Source organism: Rathayibacter sp. AY1F8, from assembly GCF_002932165.1.
Classification (GTDB): Bacteria; Actinomycetota; Actinomycetes; order Actinomycetales; family Microbacteriaceae; genus Rathayibacter.
The window spans coordinates 1-16,487 of the sequence record NZ_PSVB01000028.1; the positions used below are offsets into that span (position 1 = coordinate 1).

Below are 16,487 nucleotides of genomic sequence, written 5' to 3' on the forward strand. Positions count from 1 at the left end.
AGGGAGCGGGGGAGGGCGGCACGTAGACTGGGGCGGCCATGATCCAGACTCTCGACCTCCGCGGCCGTCGTCCCTCCTCCGCCGAGCTCCTCGCCCTCGTGCCCCGCAATCCGGGCACGTCCGCCTCCGTCGGGCCCGTCGTCGCCGAGCTGATCGCCGACGTCCGAGAACGCGGCGCGGAGGCGCTCCTCGACCAGGCGGAGCGGCTGGACGGCGTGCGCCCCCCGCACCTCCGCGTGCCCGCCGAGCAGATCGCCGAGGCGCTCGACCGCCTCGACCCGGCCATCCGCAGCGCACTCGAGGAGGCGATCGCGCGCGTCCGCCGCGCCAGCGCCGCACAGATCCCCCCGCCCCGCACCACCGAGCTCGACGACGGCGCCACGGTCACCCAGCGCTGGCAGCCCGTCGCCCGCGCCGGGCTGTACGTCCCCGGCGGCAAGGCGGTCTACCCGTCGAGCGTCGTCATGAACGCCGTGCCCGCGCAGGCCGCCGGAGTCGCCTCCATCGCCCTGGTCTCGCCGCCGCAGAAGGCGTTCGGCGGCTCCGTCCACCCCACGATCCTCGCGGCGGCCGCTCTGCTCGGCATCGACGAGGTCTACGCGGTCGGGGGCGCCGGAGCCGTCGCCGCACTGGCCTACGGCGTCGACTCGATCGGGCTGGATCCCGTCAGCATCATCACCGGGCCGGGCAACGTCTGGGTCACCACCGCGAAGCGCCAGGTGCTCGGCCAGGTCGGCATCGACTCCGAGGCGGGCCCGACCGAGATCCTCGTGATCGCCGACGACTCCGCCGACCCGCGCCTTGTCGCCGCCGACCTGGTCAGCCAGGCCGAGCACGACGAGGCCGCCTCCGCGGTCCTGGTCACCGACAGCGCCGAGCTCGCCGCCGCCGTCGAGCGCGAGGTCGCCGCCCAGGCCGCTGCCACCCACCACGCGGAGCGCGTGGCCATCGCACTCGACGGCCCGCAGTCCGCGCTCGTGATCGTCGACGACCTCGAGCTCGCCTGCGCGTTCAGCGACGCCTACGGCCCCGAGCACCTCGAGCTGCACACGGCCGACCCCGTCGCGACGGCCGAGCGGATCCACGACGCCGGCGCGATCTTCCTCGGTCCGACCACCCCGGTGAGCCTGGGCGACTACCTCGCCGGCTCCAACCACGTGCTCCCGACCCTCGGGCAGGCGCGCTTCTCCTCCGGGCTCGGCGCCTACACCTTCCTCCGGCCGCAGCAGCTGATCTCGTACGACCGCGGTGCGCTCGAGCGCGTCGCCCCGCACATCCGCGCTCTCAGCGACGCCGAGGCGCTGCCCGCCCACGGCGACGCCGTCGACGCCCGCTTCGCCTGAGACCGAGAGGCCCTCGATGTTCTGCCCCTTCTGCCGGCACCCCGACTCCCGAGTGATCGACTCGCGCACGAGCGACGACGGCCTCTCGATCCGCCGCCGCCGGCAGTGCCCGTCGTGCGGCCGGCGCTTCTCGACGACCGAGACCGCGAGCCTCGTCGTGATCAAGCGCAGCGGAGTCGTGGAGCCGTTCAGCCGCGAGAAGATCGTCAGCGGCGTCCGGAAGGCCTGCCAGGGCCGGCCCGTCACCGACACCGATCTCGCCGTCCTCGCGCAGCGGGTGGAGGAGAGCATCCGCTCCACGGGCGCGTCGCAGATCGACGCGAACGACATCGGCCTCGCCATCCTGCCGCCGCTGCGCGAGCTCGACGAGGTCGCCTACCTCCGCTTCGCGAGCGTCTACCAGGCGTTCGACTCGCTGGACGACTTCGAGTCTGCGATCACCCTGCTCCGCGCCGAGCGCACCTCCGTGCCCCACAGCGCCGACGAGATCTGAGGCCCGGGTGTACCCGCTCCTGTTCCGCACCGTCCTGCGCCGCCTCGACCCGGAGCGGGCGCACCACCTGAGCTTCCCGGTGATCCGGGCCCTCGGAGCCCTCGCTCCGGTCCTGCGCCGGACCACCGTCCCGCGCGGAACGCCCGCGGTCGAGACGCTCGGCCTCCGCTTCGAGACCCCGTTCGGCGTCGCGGCCGGCTTCGACAAGGACGCCACCGCGGTCCTGGGCTTCGGCGCGCTCGGCTTCGGACACGTCGAGGTCGGGACCCTGACCGCTCGGGCGCAGCCGGGCAACGACCGGCCGCGCCTCTTCCGGCTGATCGCGGACCGCGCCGTCGTCAACAGGATGGGCTTCAACAATCACGGCGCCGAGGCCGCGGCGCAACGGCTGATCCGGCTGCGCAGCGCGCGCCGCCGCCCCGTGATCGGCGTGAACATCGGCAAGAGCCGGGTGGTCGAGGTGGACGACGCGATCGAGGACTACCTGATCAGCACGCGCCTGCTCGCGCCGCTCGCCGACTACCTCGTCGTGAACGTCAGCTCGCCGAACACCCCCGGGCTCCGCGGCCTGCAGGAGATCGACCGCCTCGAGCCGCTCCTCGCGGCCGTCAAGGACGCCGCCGACACGACGCCCCTGCTGGTCAAGATCGCCCCGGACCTCTCCGACGACGAGGTCGGCCGGGTCGCCGAGCTCGCCGTCCGCCTGGGTCTGGACGGGATCATCGCGACCAACACCACACTCTCCCGGGAGGGCCTCTCGACCGACCGCGCCGTGGTCGAGGCGGCCGGCGCCGGCGGCCTCTCCGGTGCCCCGCTGGCCGCGCGCTCGCTCGAGGTGCTCCGCGTGATCCGCGGCGTCGTCCCCGCGGCCTTCTGCGTGATCTCCGTCGGAGGAGTCGAGACGGCCGAGGACGTGCGCGAGCGCCTCGACGCGGGCGCCACCCTCGTCCAGGGCTACACCGCCTTCATCTACCGCGGGCCCCTGTGGGCTCGGGACATCAACCGGGGACTGGCCCGCGCCTCCTGACCCGCCGTGCACCACGAAGGGCCCCCGGAGCCGCGCGAGGCGCGACCGCAGGGGCCCTTCGTGGTCCGCCGTCCGACTACTCGGGGAAGGCGCGGCGCTTGACCTGGGGCTTCGGCAGTCGCATGACGCGCAGCTGGAGGGCGCGCATCGCGGCGTACCAGCGGATGCCCTTCTCGACCTTGTCGGCGCCGTAGCGCTCGGCGAGCTTCCGGCGCATCCGCATGCCGAGGAGGATGCAGTCGATCACCGCGAGGAGGAAGAACACCCAGAGGATGACGAGCGTCGCGTACTGCAGCTCCGGCTGCGGGAAGAAGCTCAGCAGCAGGACGACGACCATCACCGGGATGAGGAACTCGCCGAGGCTGAAGCGTGCGTCGACCCAGTCGCGCACGAACTTGCGCTGAGGACCCTTGTCGCGCAGCGGCAGGTAGCGCTGGTCACCGGCGGCCAGGCCGATGCGGGCCTGCTCGCGTGACACGGCGGCCTTCTCGCGGGCGTCGCGGGCGGCCTGCTTGCGGTCGGTGACGACCAGCGGACGCTTGCGGGCCAGCTCCTGCTCGCGCCGGGTCGGCGTCGGCCGGCCCTTCCCGGAGCCGGGCGAGCCGGCGTCGTCGGGCGTGTCGGTTGCGATCGGGTGCTTGGCCACGGGGAACGTCCTTGGAATCGGGGGTCTCTTAAGATTACCTCCATGGCTCACGACGCTCCGACTCCGCCCGCACTCTCCTCCGACGAGGAGGCCGTCCTCGCCGCCGTCCGCGACGATCTGCCGCGCTCGCTCGCCCAGCTCGGGCAGCTCGTGCGGATCCCGTCCGTCTCGTGGGACGGCTTCGACGCCACCCGCGTGGCCGCCAGCGCCGAGGCCATCGCCGAGCTCGCGCGCGAGACGGGCGTCTTCGACGACGTCGCGATCCACAGCGCCACGATCGACGGCACCGACGTGCTCGGCCAGCCTGCCGTCCTGGCCACCCGCGCCGCCCGCAACGGAGCGCCGACCGTCCTCCTCTACGCCCACCACGACGTGCAGCCGCAGGGCGCCGAGTCGGCGTGGGAGACGCCTCCGTTCGAGCCGACCGTGCGCGGCGACCGCCTGTACGGGCGCGGTGCCGCCGACGACAAGGCGGGAGTCGTGTCCCACCTCGCCGCGGTGCGCGCACTCCGCGAGGTCGCGGGCGAGGACCACGACCTCGGGCTCGTCCTCTTCATCGAGGGGGAGGAGGAGTTCGGGTCGCGCTCGTTCCCCACCTTCCTCCGCGAGCACCACGACGCCCTCCGCGCGGATGCGATCATCGTCGCCGACAGCGACAACTGGGACGTCGACACCCCCGCGCTGACGGTGGGCCTGCGCGGCAACGTCACCTTCACCCTCACCGTCAGCACTCTCGCGCACGCCTCGCACTCGGGCATGCTCGGCGGAGCGGTCCCGGACGCGATGCTCGCGGCGGTCCGCCTGCTCGCGACGCTCTGGAACGAGGACGGCTCGGTCGCCGTCGCCGGCCTCACCGAGCACGACGGAGCGGTGCCCGAGACGACCGAGGAGGACCTCCGCCGCGACTCCGGGCTGCTCGACGGGGTCTCGCCGATCGGCACCGGCGCGATCCTCTCGCGCCTGTGGTCGAAGCCGGCCGTCACGGTCACCGGGATCGACGCGCCCAGCGTCGTCGACGCCTCCAACACCCTCGTCCCGTCCGTGCGCGTGAAGATCAGCGCCCGCATCGCCCCCGGCCAGGACGCGGAGGAGGCGTTCGCCGCCATCGAGAGCCACCTCCGGGCGAACTCCCCGTTCGGCGCCCACCTCGCGATCGAGGACGTCGACACCGGCAGTCCGTTCCTGGTCGACGCGACCGGCTGGGCCGTGGACCTGGTGAAGGGCGCGATGGCGGACGCCTGGGGACGCGAGCCTCTCGAGACCGGGATCGGCGGGAGCATCCCGTTCATCGCCGACCTCGTGCGCGAGTTCCCCGAGGCGCAGATCCTCGTCACCGGTGTCGAGGACCCCGACTCGCGCGCGCACAGCCCCAACGAGTCGCTGCACCTGGGCGTCTTCAAGCGCGCCGCGCAGACCGAGGCGCTGTTCCTGCTCCGCGCCGCCGCTCACCGCGACTGACCACCGGTCGTGGAATACCCGGGTGACCACCCGGGTTGCAGCCGTAGAATCCCGGAAGGCACGACGACCGTTCCGCCCGTCCCCTGAGGAGTGACATGTCAGACACACTGACCGACCAGACGGCGACCCCCCTCGCCACCCCGCCCAGCGCGGCCCACGGCGTCTCGATGACCCCGACCGCCGCCGCCAAGGTCAAGAGCCTGCTCGAGCAGGAGGGCCGCGACGACCTGCGCCTGCGCGTCGCGGTGCAGCCCGGCGGCTGCTCCGGCCTCATCTACCAGCTCTACTTCGACGAGCGCACCCTCGACGGCGACGCCGCGGTGGAGTTCGAGGGCGTCGGCCTCGTCGTCGACAAGATGAGCGTCCCCTACCTCGACGGCGCCTCGATCGACTTCGAGGACACCATCCAGAAGCAGGGCTTCACCATCGACAACCCCAACGCGGGCGGCAGCTGCGCCTGCGGCGACAGCTTCCACTGACGCCGCGCGGCCCCGGGCCGCAGCGCCTCCGAACGGCGTCCGACAGTCCACTCCGGTGGCCCGTCGGGCGCCGTTCGTCATGACTGCACCACTCGACCGGGACGTCAAGAGCGGGTCGTCGTGCACCGGGCCGCCGGAGCGGAAGGGTAGGCTGGAGCCGGTCTAATACAGTTTCGTGTGAACTGGTCCCCAGTCTTCCGAAAGGTCACCGGTGCGCTTCAATCGCCGAATCCGCAGATGGGTCGCTGCCCCCGTCGCAGGAGCCCTCGCCCTCGTCCTCGCGGGCTGCACGCAAGAGCAGCTCCAGGGCTGGCTCCCCACCGAACCCGGCACGACGAACCACGTCGACCGCGTCATCGGACTCTGGGTCACCTCCTGGATCGTCCTGCTCGCCGTCGGCGTCGTCACGTGGGGTCTCACCATCTGGGCGGTGGTCGTCTACCGCCGTCGCAAGGGGCAGACCGGCCTGCCGGTCCAGCTGCGCTACAACATGCCGATCGAGATCTTCTACACGATCGTGCCGCTGATCCTCGTGATCGGCTTCTTCGCCTTCACCGCGCGCGACCAGGCCGCCATCGAGCAGCCCTACGACGACCCGGACGAGACCATCCAGGTGTACGGCAAGCAGTGGGCGTGGGACTTCAACTACGTCGACGAGGACGTCTACTCCGCCGGCATCCAGGGCCAGTACCAGGAGGGCGGGGACGCCGCCGGCTCGCTCGTCGAGTCCGAGATCCCTACGCTCTACCTGCCCGTCGGACAGAAGATCAAGATCCAGCTCGACGCGCGCGACGTGATCCACTCCTTCTGGGTCGTCGACTTCCTCTACAAGAAGGACATGATCCCCGGCAAGACGAACTACATGTACGTCACGCCGCTCAAGGAGGGGACCTACGCCGGCAAGTGCGCCGAGCTCTGCGGCGAGTACCACTCCGCGATGCTCTTCAACGTCAAGGTCGTCTCGCAGGGCGAGTACGACGACTACATCCAGTCGCTGCGCGACGCGGGCCAGACCGGCCAGCTCGGAGCCGAGTACAACCGCAATTCGAACCTTCCCGGAACCGGCGCGCCGGCCCGCGAGAACGAGGAGTAAGGGAGCATGAGCACCGCCACGGCACCCCGCCCGACGCGCACCGCCGGCACTCCGCCGGTCCAGCGCAAGGCGAACGTCCTCGTCCGCTGGATGACGTCGACCGACCACAAGGTCATCGGGTACATGTACCTGATCACGTCGTTCATCTACTTCTGCATCGCCGGCGTGATGGCACTCGTCATCCGCGCCCAGCTGTTCGAGCCCGGCCTGAACGTGGTCGAGACGCGCGAGCAGTACAACCAGCTGTTCACGATGCACGGCACAATCATGCTGCTGATGTTCGCGACGCCGCTCTTCGCCGGCTTCGCCAACGTCCTGATGCCGCTGCAGATCGGCGCCCCCGACGTCGCGTTCCCCCGCCTCAACGCCTTCGCGTACTGGCTCTACAGCTTCGGCTCGCTCATCGCGGTCGCCGGATTCGTCACCCCGCAGGGTGCGGCGTCCTTCGGCTGGTTCGCGTACGCGCCACTGTCGAGCACGACGTTCTCACCAGGGCTCGGCGGCAATCTCTGGGTCTTCGGCCTCGCGCTCTCGGGCTTCGGCACGATCCTCGGCGCGGTGAACTTCATCACGACGATCATCACGATGCGCGCTCCCGGCATGACGATGTTCCGCATGCCGATCTTCACCTGGAACATCCTGGTGACGTCGATCCTCGTGCTGCTCGCGTTCCCGGTGCTCGCCGCCGCGATGTTCGCCCTCGGCGCCGACCGCGTGTTCGACGCACACATCTACGATGCGGCCAACGGCGGTGTCCTGCTCTGGCAGCACCTGTTCTGGTTCTTCGGCCACCCCGAGGTGTACATCATCGCGCTGCCGTTCTTCGGCATCGTGTCCGAGGTCTTCCCGGTCTTCAGCCGCAAGCCGATCTTCGGCTACAAGACGCTGATCTACGCGACCATCGCGATCGCCGCCCTCTCCGTGACGGTGTGGGCGCACCACATGTACGTCACCGGATCGGTCCTGCTGCCGTTCTTCTCGCTGATGACCATGCTCATCGCGGTTCCGACCGGCGTGAAGATCTTCAACTGGGTCGGCACCATGTGGCGCGGATCGGTGACCTTCGAGACCCCGATGATCTGGGCGATCGGCTTCCTGATCACCTTCACCTTCGGTGGACTCACCGGCGTGATCCTCGCGTCGCCCCCGCTCGACTTCCACGTCTCGGACTCGTACTTCGTGGTGGCGCACTTCCACTACGTCGTGTTCGGAACCGTCGTCTTCGCGATGTTCTCGGGCTTCTACTTCTGGTGGCCGAAGTGGACCGGCAAGATGCTGAACGAGACGCTGGGCAAATGGCACTTCTGGCTGCTGTTCATCGGCTTCCACACCACCTTCCTCATCCAGCACTGGCTGGGCGTCGTCGGCATGCCGCGCCGCTACGCCAGCTACCTCCCCGAGGACGGCTTCACCTGGATGAACCAGGTGTCGACGGTCGGAGCGATGATCCTCGCGGTGTCGCTGATCCCGTTCTTCCTGAACGTGTACATCACGGCCCGCAAGGCGCCCAAGGTGACGGTGAACGACCCGTGGGGCTTCTCCCGGTCGCTCGAGTGGGCCACCTCGTGCCCGCCGCCCCGCCACAACTTCACCTCGATCCCGCGGATCCGCAGCGAGGCCCCGGCGTTCGACCTCAACCATCCCGAGGCCGGCATCCCCGTCGGAATCGGTCCGGCGAAGGATGCTCCGGACGCCCCCACGTACGACAAGTCCGAAGGCACGGTGAAGTAGGGCCATGCGCGCCAACGTCAATCTCTTCTGGCTCCTCGCGGGCTTCTTCCTCCTCGCCGACATCACGTACATCGTGTGGTCGCTGCTCGACACGGGCCAGGTGGAGTGGGTCGGCACCGTCGGCATCGGCCTCTCGGCCGTGCTGGGCGCGTTCATCGCGTTCTACGTCGGCCGCGTCCACAAGGCGCAGGGTGCCGAGCTCCCCGAGGACCGCCTCGATGCGGACATCGATGACGGAGACCCCGAGCTGGGCTTCTTCAGCCCGTGGAGCTGGTGGCCCCTGATCCTGGGCGGTTCCGCGGCCCTCGGATTCCTCGGCCTTGCCGTGGGGTTCTGGATCACCTACATCGCCGTCGGGCTCTTCCTGGTCGCCATCGCCGGCTGGGTGTACGAGTACTACCGCGGGTACTTCGCCCGCTAGGGCGCATCGCACGGCCGAGGGCCGGGTGCACGAGGGCTTCGGCTCCGTGCACCCGGCCCTTTCGTGTAGTCAGGAGGAAGCGCGCGTGGTTGGGACCCGATCGGCTCGGCCGTTCGGCTGCGTGCAGGGGCGTCACTCGCCGATCGGTGGCGGATCGAGCCTCCCGGTGAGAGCCGGGACCTCCCGGTGAGGACCGGGACCGCTCAGTGAGGGATGACGAGCTGAGCGGGATCTGTCTCGGTGTCCTGCTGGCGGGACACAGAGGCGTCTCGCGCGGAGGAACTCGTCTGGGCACCTCCCGACGGCCCGCGACGCGGAAGCTCCCAGGCGAGTGCAGCGGGCGGCGCCGAGCAGGAGCGTCGGCCGGCGTCATCACCCCTACGGGTCCGCGCTGCGACGGCTCCTGCTCCGGTCGCGGGTGAGCGGGCTACGCCTGTGGGGGCTCTCCTGTGCGCCTATGGGAGTGCCGACGGCGGTGGCGCGCTACGGATCGCGGATACTGCTGCGCCTGCGGCTGTAGTGGGGCTGCTGCGCCTGTTCTGGCGCCTGCGCCGCCCTGCGGACGTCTGCACACCGTTCCGAACCCAGCGGAGCCCGCACCCCGGCGGAACCGCGCGCGCCCCTGCGGCTCTCGGAGCTCCTCGATACGGCTAGCGGGTTGTGTGCCGGTCGGCGCGACGCCAGGGAGCCTGAGACGCCGCTGCAGCGACGGTCGTCGATGTCCGGAGGTCGCATCCTCGGTCTCACCGGCGAGCGTCGCCGTCGCCGATCACAGAGGGTTCGACCGTGAGTGGGGGGGGAGGGCAGTCCTGATAGTCCTGCTGGGAATGGGTACCCTCGAACCGATCCGGAGCGTCTCGACGTGTACGGGGACCGGGGACCTCACCGGACGACCACACTGCGAGCACGCAGAGGGGCTGGCTCACTCCATGATCGGATGGCGGCGGACGTCTCCAGCTCGGCGGTGAGACGGCGTCTCGTGATTCAAGGAGCGGAGGTCTCGAGGTCGGAGGATCGCCCCACGTTCCTGCAGGCTTGTCGCCGTCGAGGCGCTGTGATCCGGTCTCACCGGCTCTCGGTGCACCGACGACCCCTGCCCCGGAGGACAGGCGCCGCCCCGCTGCAGGAACGACGAAGGGCCCGGACGAATGAACGTCCGGGCCCTTCGGGGGAGGATCAGTGCTCGCTGTGCGAGCTCTCGAGCTCCTTCTGGGTGACGGGGGTGATCCGGTCCTCGAAGAACCAGCGGGAGAGGCCGGCGCGGACGCGCTGCGGGGCGGTGATGCGGCCACGCGAGTCCGGACGGATCATCAGGGGCTCGTACTCGTCCTGACCGACGAGCTTCCAGCGCTCGTACTCGTCGAGCTGCTGGTGCACCTCGATGAACTCGCCGCCGGGGAGGCGGACGATGCGGCCCGACTCGAAGCCGTGCAGCGCGATCTCGCGGTCCTTCTTCTGCAGCGCCAGGCAGATGCGCTTGGTGATGAAGTACGCGATGAACGGACCCGCGATGAGCAGGAACTGCAGGCTGTGGATCACGCCCTCCATCGTGAGGTGGAAGTGCGTCGCGATGAGGTCGGACGAGGCGGCGGCCCAGAGGACGGCGTAGAAGCTGACTCCGGCGGCGCCGATCGCGGTGCGGGTCGCGGCGTTGCGCGGGCGGTCGAGCAGGTGGTGCTCGCGCTTGTCACCGGTGATCCACGCCTCGAGGAACGGGTAGAGCATGACCACGGCGATGAACAGTCCGAGACCGACGAGCGGGATCAGGATGTTGAACGACAGGGTTCCGATGCCCGGGATGGCCCACTCGAGTCCCGGCGGGACGAGGCGCAGGGCGCCGTCGGCGAAGCCGATGTACCAGTCGGGCTGGGTTCCCGCGGAGACGGGCGAGGGGTCGTACGGGCCGTAGTTCCAGATCGGGTTGATCGTGAACAGCGAGGCGATGAGGACGACGACGCCGAAGACGATGAAGAAGAATCCACCGGCCTTCGCGGCGTAGACCGGCAGCACCGGGTAGCCGACGACGTTCTGCTCGGTCTTGCCCGCACCGGGGAACTGGGTGTGCTTGTGGACGACCACGAACACGAGGTGCAGGGCGATGAACGCGAGCACCAGCGCCGGCAGCAGCAGGATGTGCAGCGTGTAGAGGCGGCCGACGATGTCGGTGCCCGGGAACTCGCCGCCGAAGAGCAGGAACGAGATCCAGGTGCCGACGATCGGGATGCCCTTGACCATGCCGTCGATGATGCGGAGGCCGTTGCCCGAGAGCAGGTCGTCGGGGAGCGAGTAGCCGGTGAAGCCCTCGGCCATCGCGAGGATGAAGAGGACGAAGCCGATGACCCAGTTGAGCTCGCGGGGCTTGCGGAACGCACCGGTGAAGAAGATGCGCAGCATGTGCAGGCCGATCGAGGCCACGAACAACAGCGCCGCCCAGTGGTGGATCTGCCGCATCAGCAGGCCGCCGCGGATGTCGAAGGAGATGTCGAGCGAGGACGACATCGCCGCCGACATCTCGATGCCCTTGAGGGGCAGATAGCTGCCCTCGTAGTGCGTCTCGACCATCGAGGCCTGAAAGAAGAAGGTGAGGAACGTGCCCGACAGCAGGATGATGACGAAGCTGTAGAGCGCGACCTCGCCGAGGAGGAAGGACCAGTGGTCGGGGAAGATCTTGCGACCGAACTCCTTGACGACCGCGGAGATGCTCGTGCGCTCGTCGATGTAGTTCGACGCCGCTCCGACGTACCCCTTCTGGAACTTGCCGGATCCGAGGATGACGCCGTCCTCGGGCTCCGCGGGGGAGCTGGAGGGGCGTGAGGGGGTGGTGGTGGACATGTGAGTCATCGCTCCCAGAAGGACGGTCCGACGGGCTCCGTGAAGTCGCTTCTGGCGACCAGGTAACCCTCGGCGTCGACGGTGATGGGGAGCTGCGGAAGCGGACGCTTCGCCGGGCCGAAGATGACGGCGGCCTCGCGCGTGATGTCGAATTGCGACTGGTGGCACGGGCACAGCAGGTGGTGGGTCTGCTGCTCGTACAGCGCCACGGGGCAGCCGACGTGCGTGCAGATCTTGGAGTAGGCGACGATTCCGTCGTAGTTCCAGGTCTCGCGACCCTCACTGACGATGAGGTCCTCCGGCTTCAGGCGCATCAGGAGGACGGCGGCCTTGGCCTTCTCCTCCAGCTTGCCCTCGGCGTCGTTGAGGCCCTCGGGGATGACGTGGAAGGCGGATCCGAGGGTGACGTCCGATGCGAGGATCGGCGCTCCCGACGGGTCCAGGGTGAGCCTCGTGCCCTCTTCCCACAGGGTGGTCTTGAGGAGGGCGACGGGGTTCTGGTCCTGCGGGCCGAGGCCCCGGAACAGGATCACGGCGGGCAGGGGGAACACGACGAGGGAGGCGATCAGGCTGTTCCGGACGAGGGAGCGGCGGCCGAAGCCGGACTCCTTGTCGGACTGGTCGAAGATCTCGAGCGCACGGGCGCGGGTGGGCTCCGCGCTACGGACGGGGTGGCGGATGTCGATGCCCTCGTGGTCCGACATCAGCTGCTTGCCCCAATGGACGGCGGCGATGCCGATGCCCAGGAGCGCGAGGGACATGCCCAGGCCGATGAACAGCGTGTTCAGCCGGACCGACGCGACGTCCTCGGTGATCGGGAACGCCATGTAGGCGGCTACCGCGAAGATCGAGCCCGCGAAGGAGAGGTAGAAGAGCGTGTACACCGTGCGCTCGGCACGCTTCTCGACCTTGGGGTCGAGGTCGGTCATCCGGGGGCGGTGCGGCGGGAGGCCCGGGTCCTGGACGCGGTCCCGCGTCACGACCGCGGTGCCGGCCGGAGCCGTTCCGTGCCCGGTGGCCGACGAGGTGGCGAGGTCCGTGCCACCCTCATCGTGCTCTGCCATGGTTCTCCTTTTCACGCCGTGTCGGCACCAGTCGGTGCCGTGGGTCAGTCGCGCCCGTCAGGGCGCTGCAGTCGTCTAGTTGGATCGGGCGGTGATCCACACCGTCAGGGCCACGATCGCGCCGAGGCCGAAGATCCAGAGGAACAGGCCCTCTGCGACCGGCCCGAGGGAGCCGAGCGCGAATCCGCCCGGGGACGGGTTGGCCTCGATGTACTTGAGGTACGAGATGATGTCGCGCTTGTCCTCGGGCGAGATGTTCAGGTCGTTGAAGACCGGCATGTTCTGCGGGCCGGTGACCATCGCCTCGTAGATGTGCGCCTCGGTCACGCCGCCCAGCGGGGGAGCGAACTTGCCCTCCGTGAGCGCGCCGCCGGCTCCGGCGACGTTGTGGCACATCGCGCAGTTGATGCGGAACAGCTCGGCGCCGTTCGCCGCGTCGCCCTGTCCGTCGAGGACCTCGCCCTCGGGGATCGCGGGGCCGGGGGCCAGCGACGCGACATAGGCGGCGAGCTCGCCTACCTGCTCGTCGGTGAACTGCACCGGCTTCTCGAGCGCCTGGGGGCCGTGCATCTGCATCGGCATGCGTCCGGTGCCGACCTGGAAGTCGACCGACGCCGCGCCCACTCCGATGAGGGAGGGAGCGTTGTCGGTGCCCGCGGCGTCGAGGCCGTGGCAGGTGGCGCAGTTCGCGGCGAAGAGCTTCGAGCCCTCGTCGATCGTCTGCTGGCTGGTGGACGACGTCTCGGCGGAGGCGGACGTCGCGACGCCGACCGCGGCGTAGGTCCCACCGGTGAGCCCGAGGCCGATGGCGATCAGGGCCAGGGTGGCGAGCGGGTGGCGGCGACCCTTCTTGGCTCGGCTCTTCGTCTTCGGGGAGGCCATCGAGGCGTCCTTCCTGCGGGGGTCGGGAGTGGAGTGGGGCATCGGCGGGCGCGTCACTTGAGGAAGTAGATGACGGCGAACAGGCCGACCCAGACGACGTCGACGAAGTGCCAGTAGTACGAGACGACGATGGCGCTCGTCGCCTCCTTGTGGCCGAAGTTCTTGACCGCGAAGCCACGGCCGATGACGAGGAGGAACGCGATGAGGCCGCCGGTGACGTGCAGGGCGTGGAAGCCGGTCGTCAGGTAGAAGGCGGAGCCGTAGGCGTTGCTGGAGAGCGTGACGCCCTCGGAGACGAGGGTCGCGTACTCGAGCACCTGGCCGGAGACGAAGACCGCGCCCAGGGCGTAGGTGAGGAAGAACCACTCGACCATGCCCCACTTGAACGGGCTGAGGCCCGTCGCACGCGGCTGCAGGCGCTCGGCGGCGAACACGCCGAACTGGCAGCTGAACGACGAGGCCACGAGGATCACCGTGTTCACGCCCGCGTAGGGGACGTTGAGGATCTGGGTCTCGGCGCCCCAGAGCTCGGGCGAGGTGCTGCGCAGGGTGAAGTAGATCGCGAAGAGGCCCGCGAAGAACATGACCTCGCTGCCCAGCCAGACGATCGTTCCGACCGCGACCGGGTTGGGTCGGTTCACTACGGGCGCGGTGGCCGTGGGGGAGAGAGAGGTGCTCGTCACACAGACCATTATGGCCGATGGCAGGGGAGGGAAGTCGCACTAGCCGGGAGGCGATCCTCGTCGCATAATCTGGGAGCCATGTCGGAAACCCTGTCCTGGCCGCACGTTCTCAGCGCACTCCTCGAGTCCTCCGATCTGAGCGTCTCCGAGGCGACGTGGGCCATGGAGCAGGTGATGGAGGGCGCGGCGACTCCGGCGCAGCTCGCCGGACTGCTGGTGGCCCTCCGGGCGAAGGGCGAGACCGTCGACGAGATCGTCGGCTTCCGCGACGCGATCCTCGACCACGCGGTGCCGCTGGACGTGGACCCGATGGCCCTGGACATCGTCGGGACGGGCGGGGACCGCTTCGGGACCGTCAACATCTCCTCCACCGCGTCGATCATCGCGGCCGCCGCCGGCACGCCCGTCGTGAAGCACGGGAACAAGGCCGCGTCCTCCTCCTCCGGCTCCTCCGACGTGCTCGCGGCACTCGGGGTCGACCTCTCCCTCTCCCCCGAGCGGGTGGCCGAGGTTTTCCGGCGGACGGGGATCGCCTTCGTCTTCGCGTCCCTCTTCCACCCCGGCTTCCGGCACGCCGGTCCGGTGCGCGCCGAGCTGGGCGTGCCGACGGTGTTCAACTTCCTCGGCCCGCTCTGCAATCCGGCGCGTCCCGAGGCCTCTGCGGTCGGGGTGGCGCACCTCGACCGGGTGCCGCTGGTCGTCGGCGTGTTCCGGACGCGCGGGGCGACGGCTCTGGTGTTCCGCGGGGACGACGGCCTCGACGAGCTCACGACCACGGGTCACAGCCACATCTGGGAGGTGTCGCGCGGCTCCGTGGTCGAGCACGACCTCGACCCGCGCGACCTGGGCCTGCCCCGCGCGCGGATCGACGACCTGCGCGGCCGCGACGCCGCCTACAACGCGAGCGTGGTGCGCTCGGTGCTCGCGGGAGACGGCGGCCCCGTCCGCGACATCGTCCTTCTGAACGCGGCCGCAGGCCTCGCGGCGTTCGACCTGGCGCGCGACCCGGACCTGGTGCGCACGCCCGTCCTGGAGCGCCTGCGGACGTCGATGGACCGCGCGGCGGAGGCCGTCGACTCCGGGGCCGCCACGGCCAAGCTCGAGGAGTGGGTCCGCGAGACGCAGCGCGCCGTCGTCCCGCTGCCGTAGGCGCGAGCGCAGGGCGTAACGTGGGGATGCTGTCCGCGACGGTGCGGGCGGCGATCCACCACGCGCCGGATCGCCCGCAGGTCACGGGACGCCCGAGTGGTGGCCCGATCCTGGAGGAGACCTCGATGAAGAAGCTCATCAACGACCCGAAGAACGTCGTCACGGAGTCGGTGGCCGGCTTCGGCCTGGCGTACGCCGACCTGGTCCGGGTGGTGTCGGATCCCCTGTTCGTGGTGCGGGCCGACGCGCCCCGCTCGGGCAAGGTGGGCATCGTCAGCGGTGGCGGCAGCGGGCACGAGCCGCTGCACGCGGGCTTCGTCGGATTCGGGATGCTGGACGCCGCCGTCCCCGGTCCCGTCTTCACCTCGCCCACGCCCGACCCGATCGTCGCGGCCACGCAGGCCGTCGACGGCGGTGCGGGTGTGCTGCACATCGTGAAGAACTACACGGGCGACGTCCTGAACTTCGAGACCGCGGCCGACCTCGCCGGCGCCGAGGGGATCGAGGTGCGCAGCGTGATCGTCGATGACGACGTCGCGGTGAAGGACTCGCTCTACACCGCGGGCCGCCGCGGCGTGGCCGGCACCGTGCTGGTCGAGCGGATCGCGGGCGCGGCGGCCGAGCGGGGCGACTCCCTCGACGAGGTCGCGACGATCGCCGAGACGGTGATCGCGAACGTGCGCTCGATGGGCGTCGCCCTCACGCCGTGCATCGTCCCGCACGCGGGCGAGCCGAGCTTCGAGCTGGGCGAGGACGAGATCGAGATCGGCATCGGCATCCACGGCGAGCCCGGCCGGGAGAAGATCGCGCTGGAGCCGGCCGACCGCATCGTCGACCGGATCCTCGGCCCGATCCTGGAGGACCTGCCGTTCTCCTCCGGGGACGAGGTGCTGCTCCTGGTGAACGGCATGGGCGGCACGCCGCAGATCGAGCTTTACCTCGCCTACCGCCGCGCAGCCGAGGCGCTGGCCGAGAAGGGGATCACCGTCGCACGCAGCCTCGTCGGCAACTACACGACGTCGCTCGAGATGCAGGGCTTCTCGCTCACCGTCCTCAAGCTCGACGACGCCCTGACCGAGCTGTGGGACTCCCCGGTGCAGACCGCGGCGCTGCGGTGGGGACGCTGAGCGCCCGCGCGCACACCATGACCGGAACGACAGCCGCAGGAGCGGTCCACGAGGAGGAG

15 protein-coding genes are annotated in these 16,487 nt (G+C 70.0%); 10 read left to right on the top strand and 5 right to left on the bottom strand.

Annotated elements, in window-relative coordinates; all coding sequences use genetic code 11:
* The first annotated feature begins 38 nt into the window (after positions 1 to 38).
* From hisD to C5C35_RS15110, 3 genes are read left to right on the top strand one after another with little or no spacing between them, the layout of a single operon-like run.
* A complete protein-coding gene (hisD, locus tag C5C35_RS15100; RefSeq protein WP_104246755.1) occupies positions 39 to 1,343 on the top strand; it encodes a histidinol dehydrogenase in 1,305 nt (434 codons plus the stop codon).
* Between the two features lie 16 nt (positions 1,344 to 1,359).
* The gene (gene nrdR / locus C5C35_RS15105; RefSeq protein WP_104224657.1) at positions 1,360 to 1,836 is read left to right on the top strand and encodes a transcriptional regulator NrdR; all 477 of its coding nucleotides are present in this window, start codon (positions 1,360 to 1,362) and stop codon (positions 1,834 to 1,836) included.
* 7 nt (positions 1,837 to 1,843) lie between these two features.
* On the top strand, positions 1,844 to 2,863 hold the full coding sequence (locus tag C5C35_RS15110) for a quinone-dependent dihydroorotate dehydrogenase (RefSeq protein ID WP_104224656.1): 1,020 nt from the start codon (positions 1,844 to 1,846) through the stop codon (positions 2,861 to 2,863).
* Between the two features lie 76 nt (positions 2,864 to 2,939).
* Here the strand turns inward: C5C35_RS15110 and C5C35_RS15115 are convergent, their stop codons facing one another.
* On the bottom strand, positions 2,940 to 3,509 hold the full coding sequence (locus C5C35_RS15115; RefSeq protein ID WP_181027102.1) for a DUF3043 domain-containing protein: 570 nt from the start codon (positions 3,507 to 3,509) through the stop codon (positions 2,940 to 2,942).
* Between the two features lie 42 nt (positions 3,510 to 3,551).
* On the opposite strand from C5C35_RS15115, the gene C5C35_RS15120 reads away from it, so the two are divergent.
* The 5 genes from C5C35_RS15120 (at position 3,552) to C5C35_RS15140 (ending at position 8,691) form a co-directional block, all read left to right on the top strand.
* Positions 3,552 to 4,967, top strand: a complete 1,416-nt coding sequence (locus C5C35_RS15120; RefSeq protein ID WP_104225360.1) for a dipeptidase — start codon at positions 3,552 to 3,554, stop codon at positions 4,965 to 4,967.
* Between the two features lie 95 nt (positions 4,968 to 5,062).
* Positions 5,063 to 5,446: an iron-sulfur cluster insertion protein ErpA gene (gene erpA / locus C5C35_RS15125; RefSeq protein WP_104224654.1), complete on the top strand. Its 384-nt coding sequence runs from the start codon at positions 5,063 to 5,065 to the stop codon at positions 5,444 to 5,446.
* A gap of 211 nt (positions 5,447 to 5,657) precedes the next feature.
* The gene (gene coxB, locus C5C35_RS15130) at positions 5,658 to 6,539 is read left to right on the top strand and encodes a cytochrome c oxidase subunit II (RefSeq protein WP_104224653.1); all 882 of its coding nucleotides are present in this window, start codon (positions 5,658 to 5,660) and stop codon (positions 6,537 to 6,539) included.
* Positions 6,540 to 6,545: 6 nt separating this feature from the next.
* Positions 6,546 to 8,270: a cytochrome c oxidase subunit I gene (gene ctaD / locus C5C35_RS15135; protein ID WP_104224652.1), complete on the top strand. Its 1,725-nt coding sequence runs from the start codon at positions 6,546 to 6,548 to the stop codon at positions 8,268 to 8,270.
* A 4-nt stretch (positions 8,271 to 8,274) separates the two neighbouring features.
* Positions 8,275 to 8,691 (top strand): cytochrome c oxidase subunit 4, encoded by a 417-nt coding sequence (locus C5C35_RS15140; protein ID WP_104224651.1) that lies wholly within the window; start codon positions 8,275 to 8,277, stop codon positions 8,689 to 8,691.
* A 1,176-nt stretch (positions 8,692 to 9,867) separates the two neighbouring features.
* Here C5C35_RS15140 and C5C35_RS15145 read toward each other — a convergent pair.
* The 4 genes from C5C35_RS15145 to C5C35_RS15160 all read right to left on the bottom strand — a co-directional run bounded on the left by C5C35_RS15145 (position 9,868) and on the right by C5C35_RS15160 (position 14,161).
* Positions 9,868 to 11,523 (bottom strand): ubiquinol-cytochrome c reductase cytochrome b subunit, encoded by a 1,656-nt coding sequence (locus C5C35_RS15145; RefSeq protein WP_104224650.1) that lies wholly within the window; start codon positions 11,521 to 11,523, stop codon positions 9,868 to 9,870.
* Between the two features lie 5 nt (positions 11,524 to 11,528).
* Positions 11,529 to 12,587 carry a ubiquinol-cytochrome c reductase iron-sulfur subunit gene (locus C5C35_RS15150; RefSeq protein WP_104225358.1) on the bottom strand — a complete coding sequence of 353 codons (1,059 nt, stop codon included), beginning with the start codon at positions 12,585 to 12,587 and terminating at the stop codon, positions 11,529 to 11,531.
* Positions 12,588 to 12,662: 75 nt separating this feature from the next.
* A complete protein-coding gene (locus C5C35_RS15155; protein ID WP_104224648.1) occupies positions 12,663 to 13,469 on the bottom strand; it encodes a c-type cytochrome in 807 nt (268 codons plus the stop codon).
* 53 nt (positions 13,470 to 13,522) lie between these two features.
* Positions 13,523 to 14,161 (bottom strand): heme-copper oxidase subunit III, encoded by a 639-nt coding sequence (locus C5C35_RS15160; RefSeq protein ID WP_104224647.1) that lies wholly within the window; start codon positions 14,159 to 14,161, stop codon positions 13,523 to 13,525.
* Positions 14,162 to 14,230: 69 nt separating this feature from the next.
* On the opposite strand from C5C35_RS15160, the gene trpD reads away from it, so the two are divergent.
* Both trpD and dhaK read left to right on the top strand, forming a co-directional pair.
* Positions 14,231 to 15,301, top strand: a complete 1,071-nt coding sequence (trpD, locus tag C5C35_RS15165) for an anthranilate phosphoribosyltransferase (RefSeq protein ID WP_104246758.1) — start codon at positions 14,231 to 14,233, stop codon at positions 15,299 to 15,301.
* A gap of 125 nt (positions 15,302 to 15,426) precedes the next feature.
* Complete coding sequence (gene dhaK / locus C5C35_RS15170; RefSeq protein ID WP_104263491.1) at positions 15,427 to 16,428, top strand: dihydroxyacetone kinase subunit DhaK; 1,002 nt, start codon at positions 15,427 to 15,429, stop codon at positions 16,426 to 16,428.
* The last annotated feature ends 59 nt before the right edge of the window (positions 16,429 to 16,487 follow it).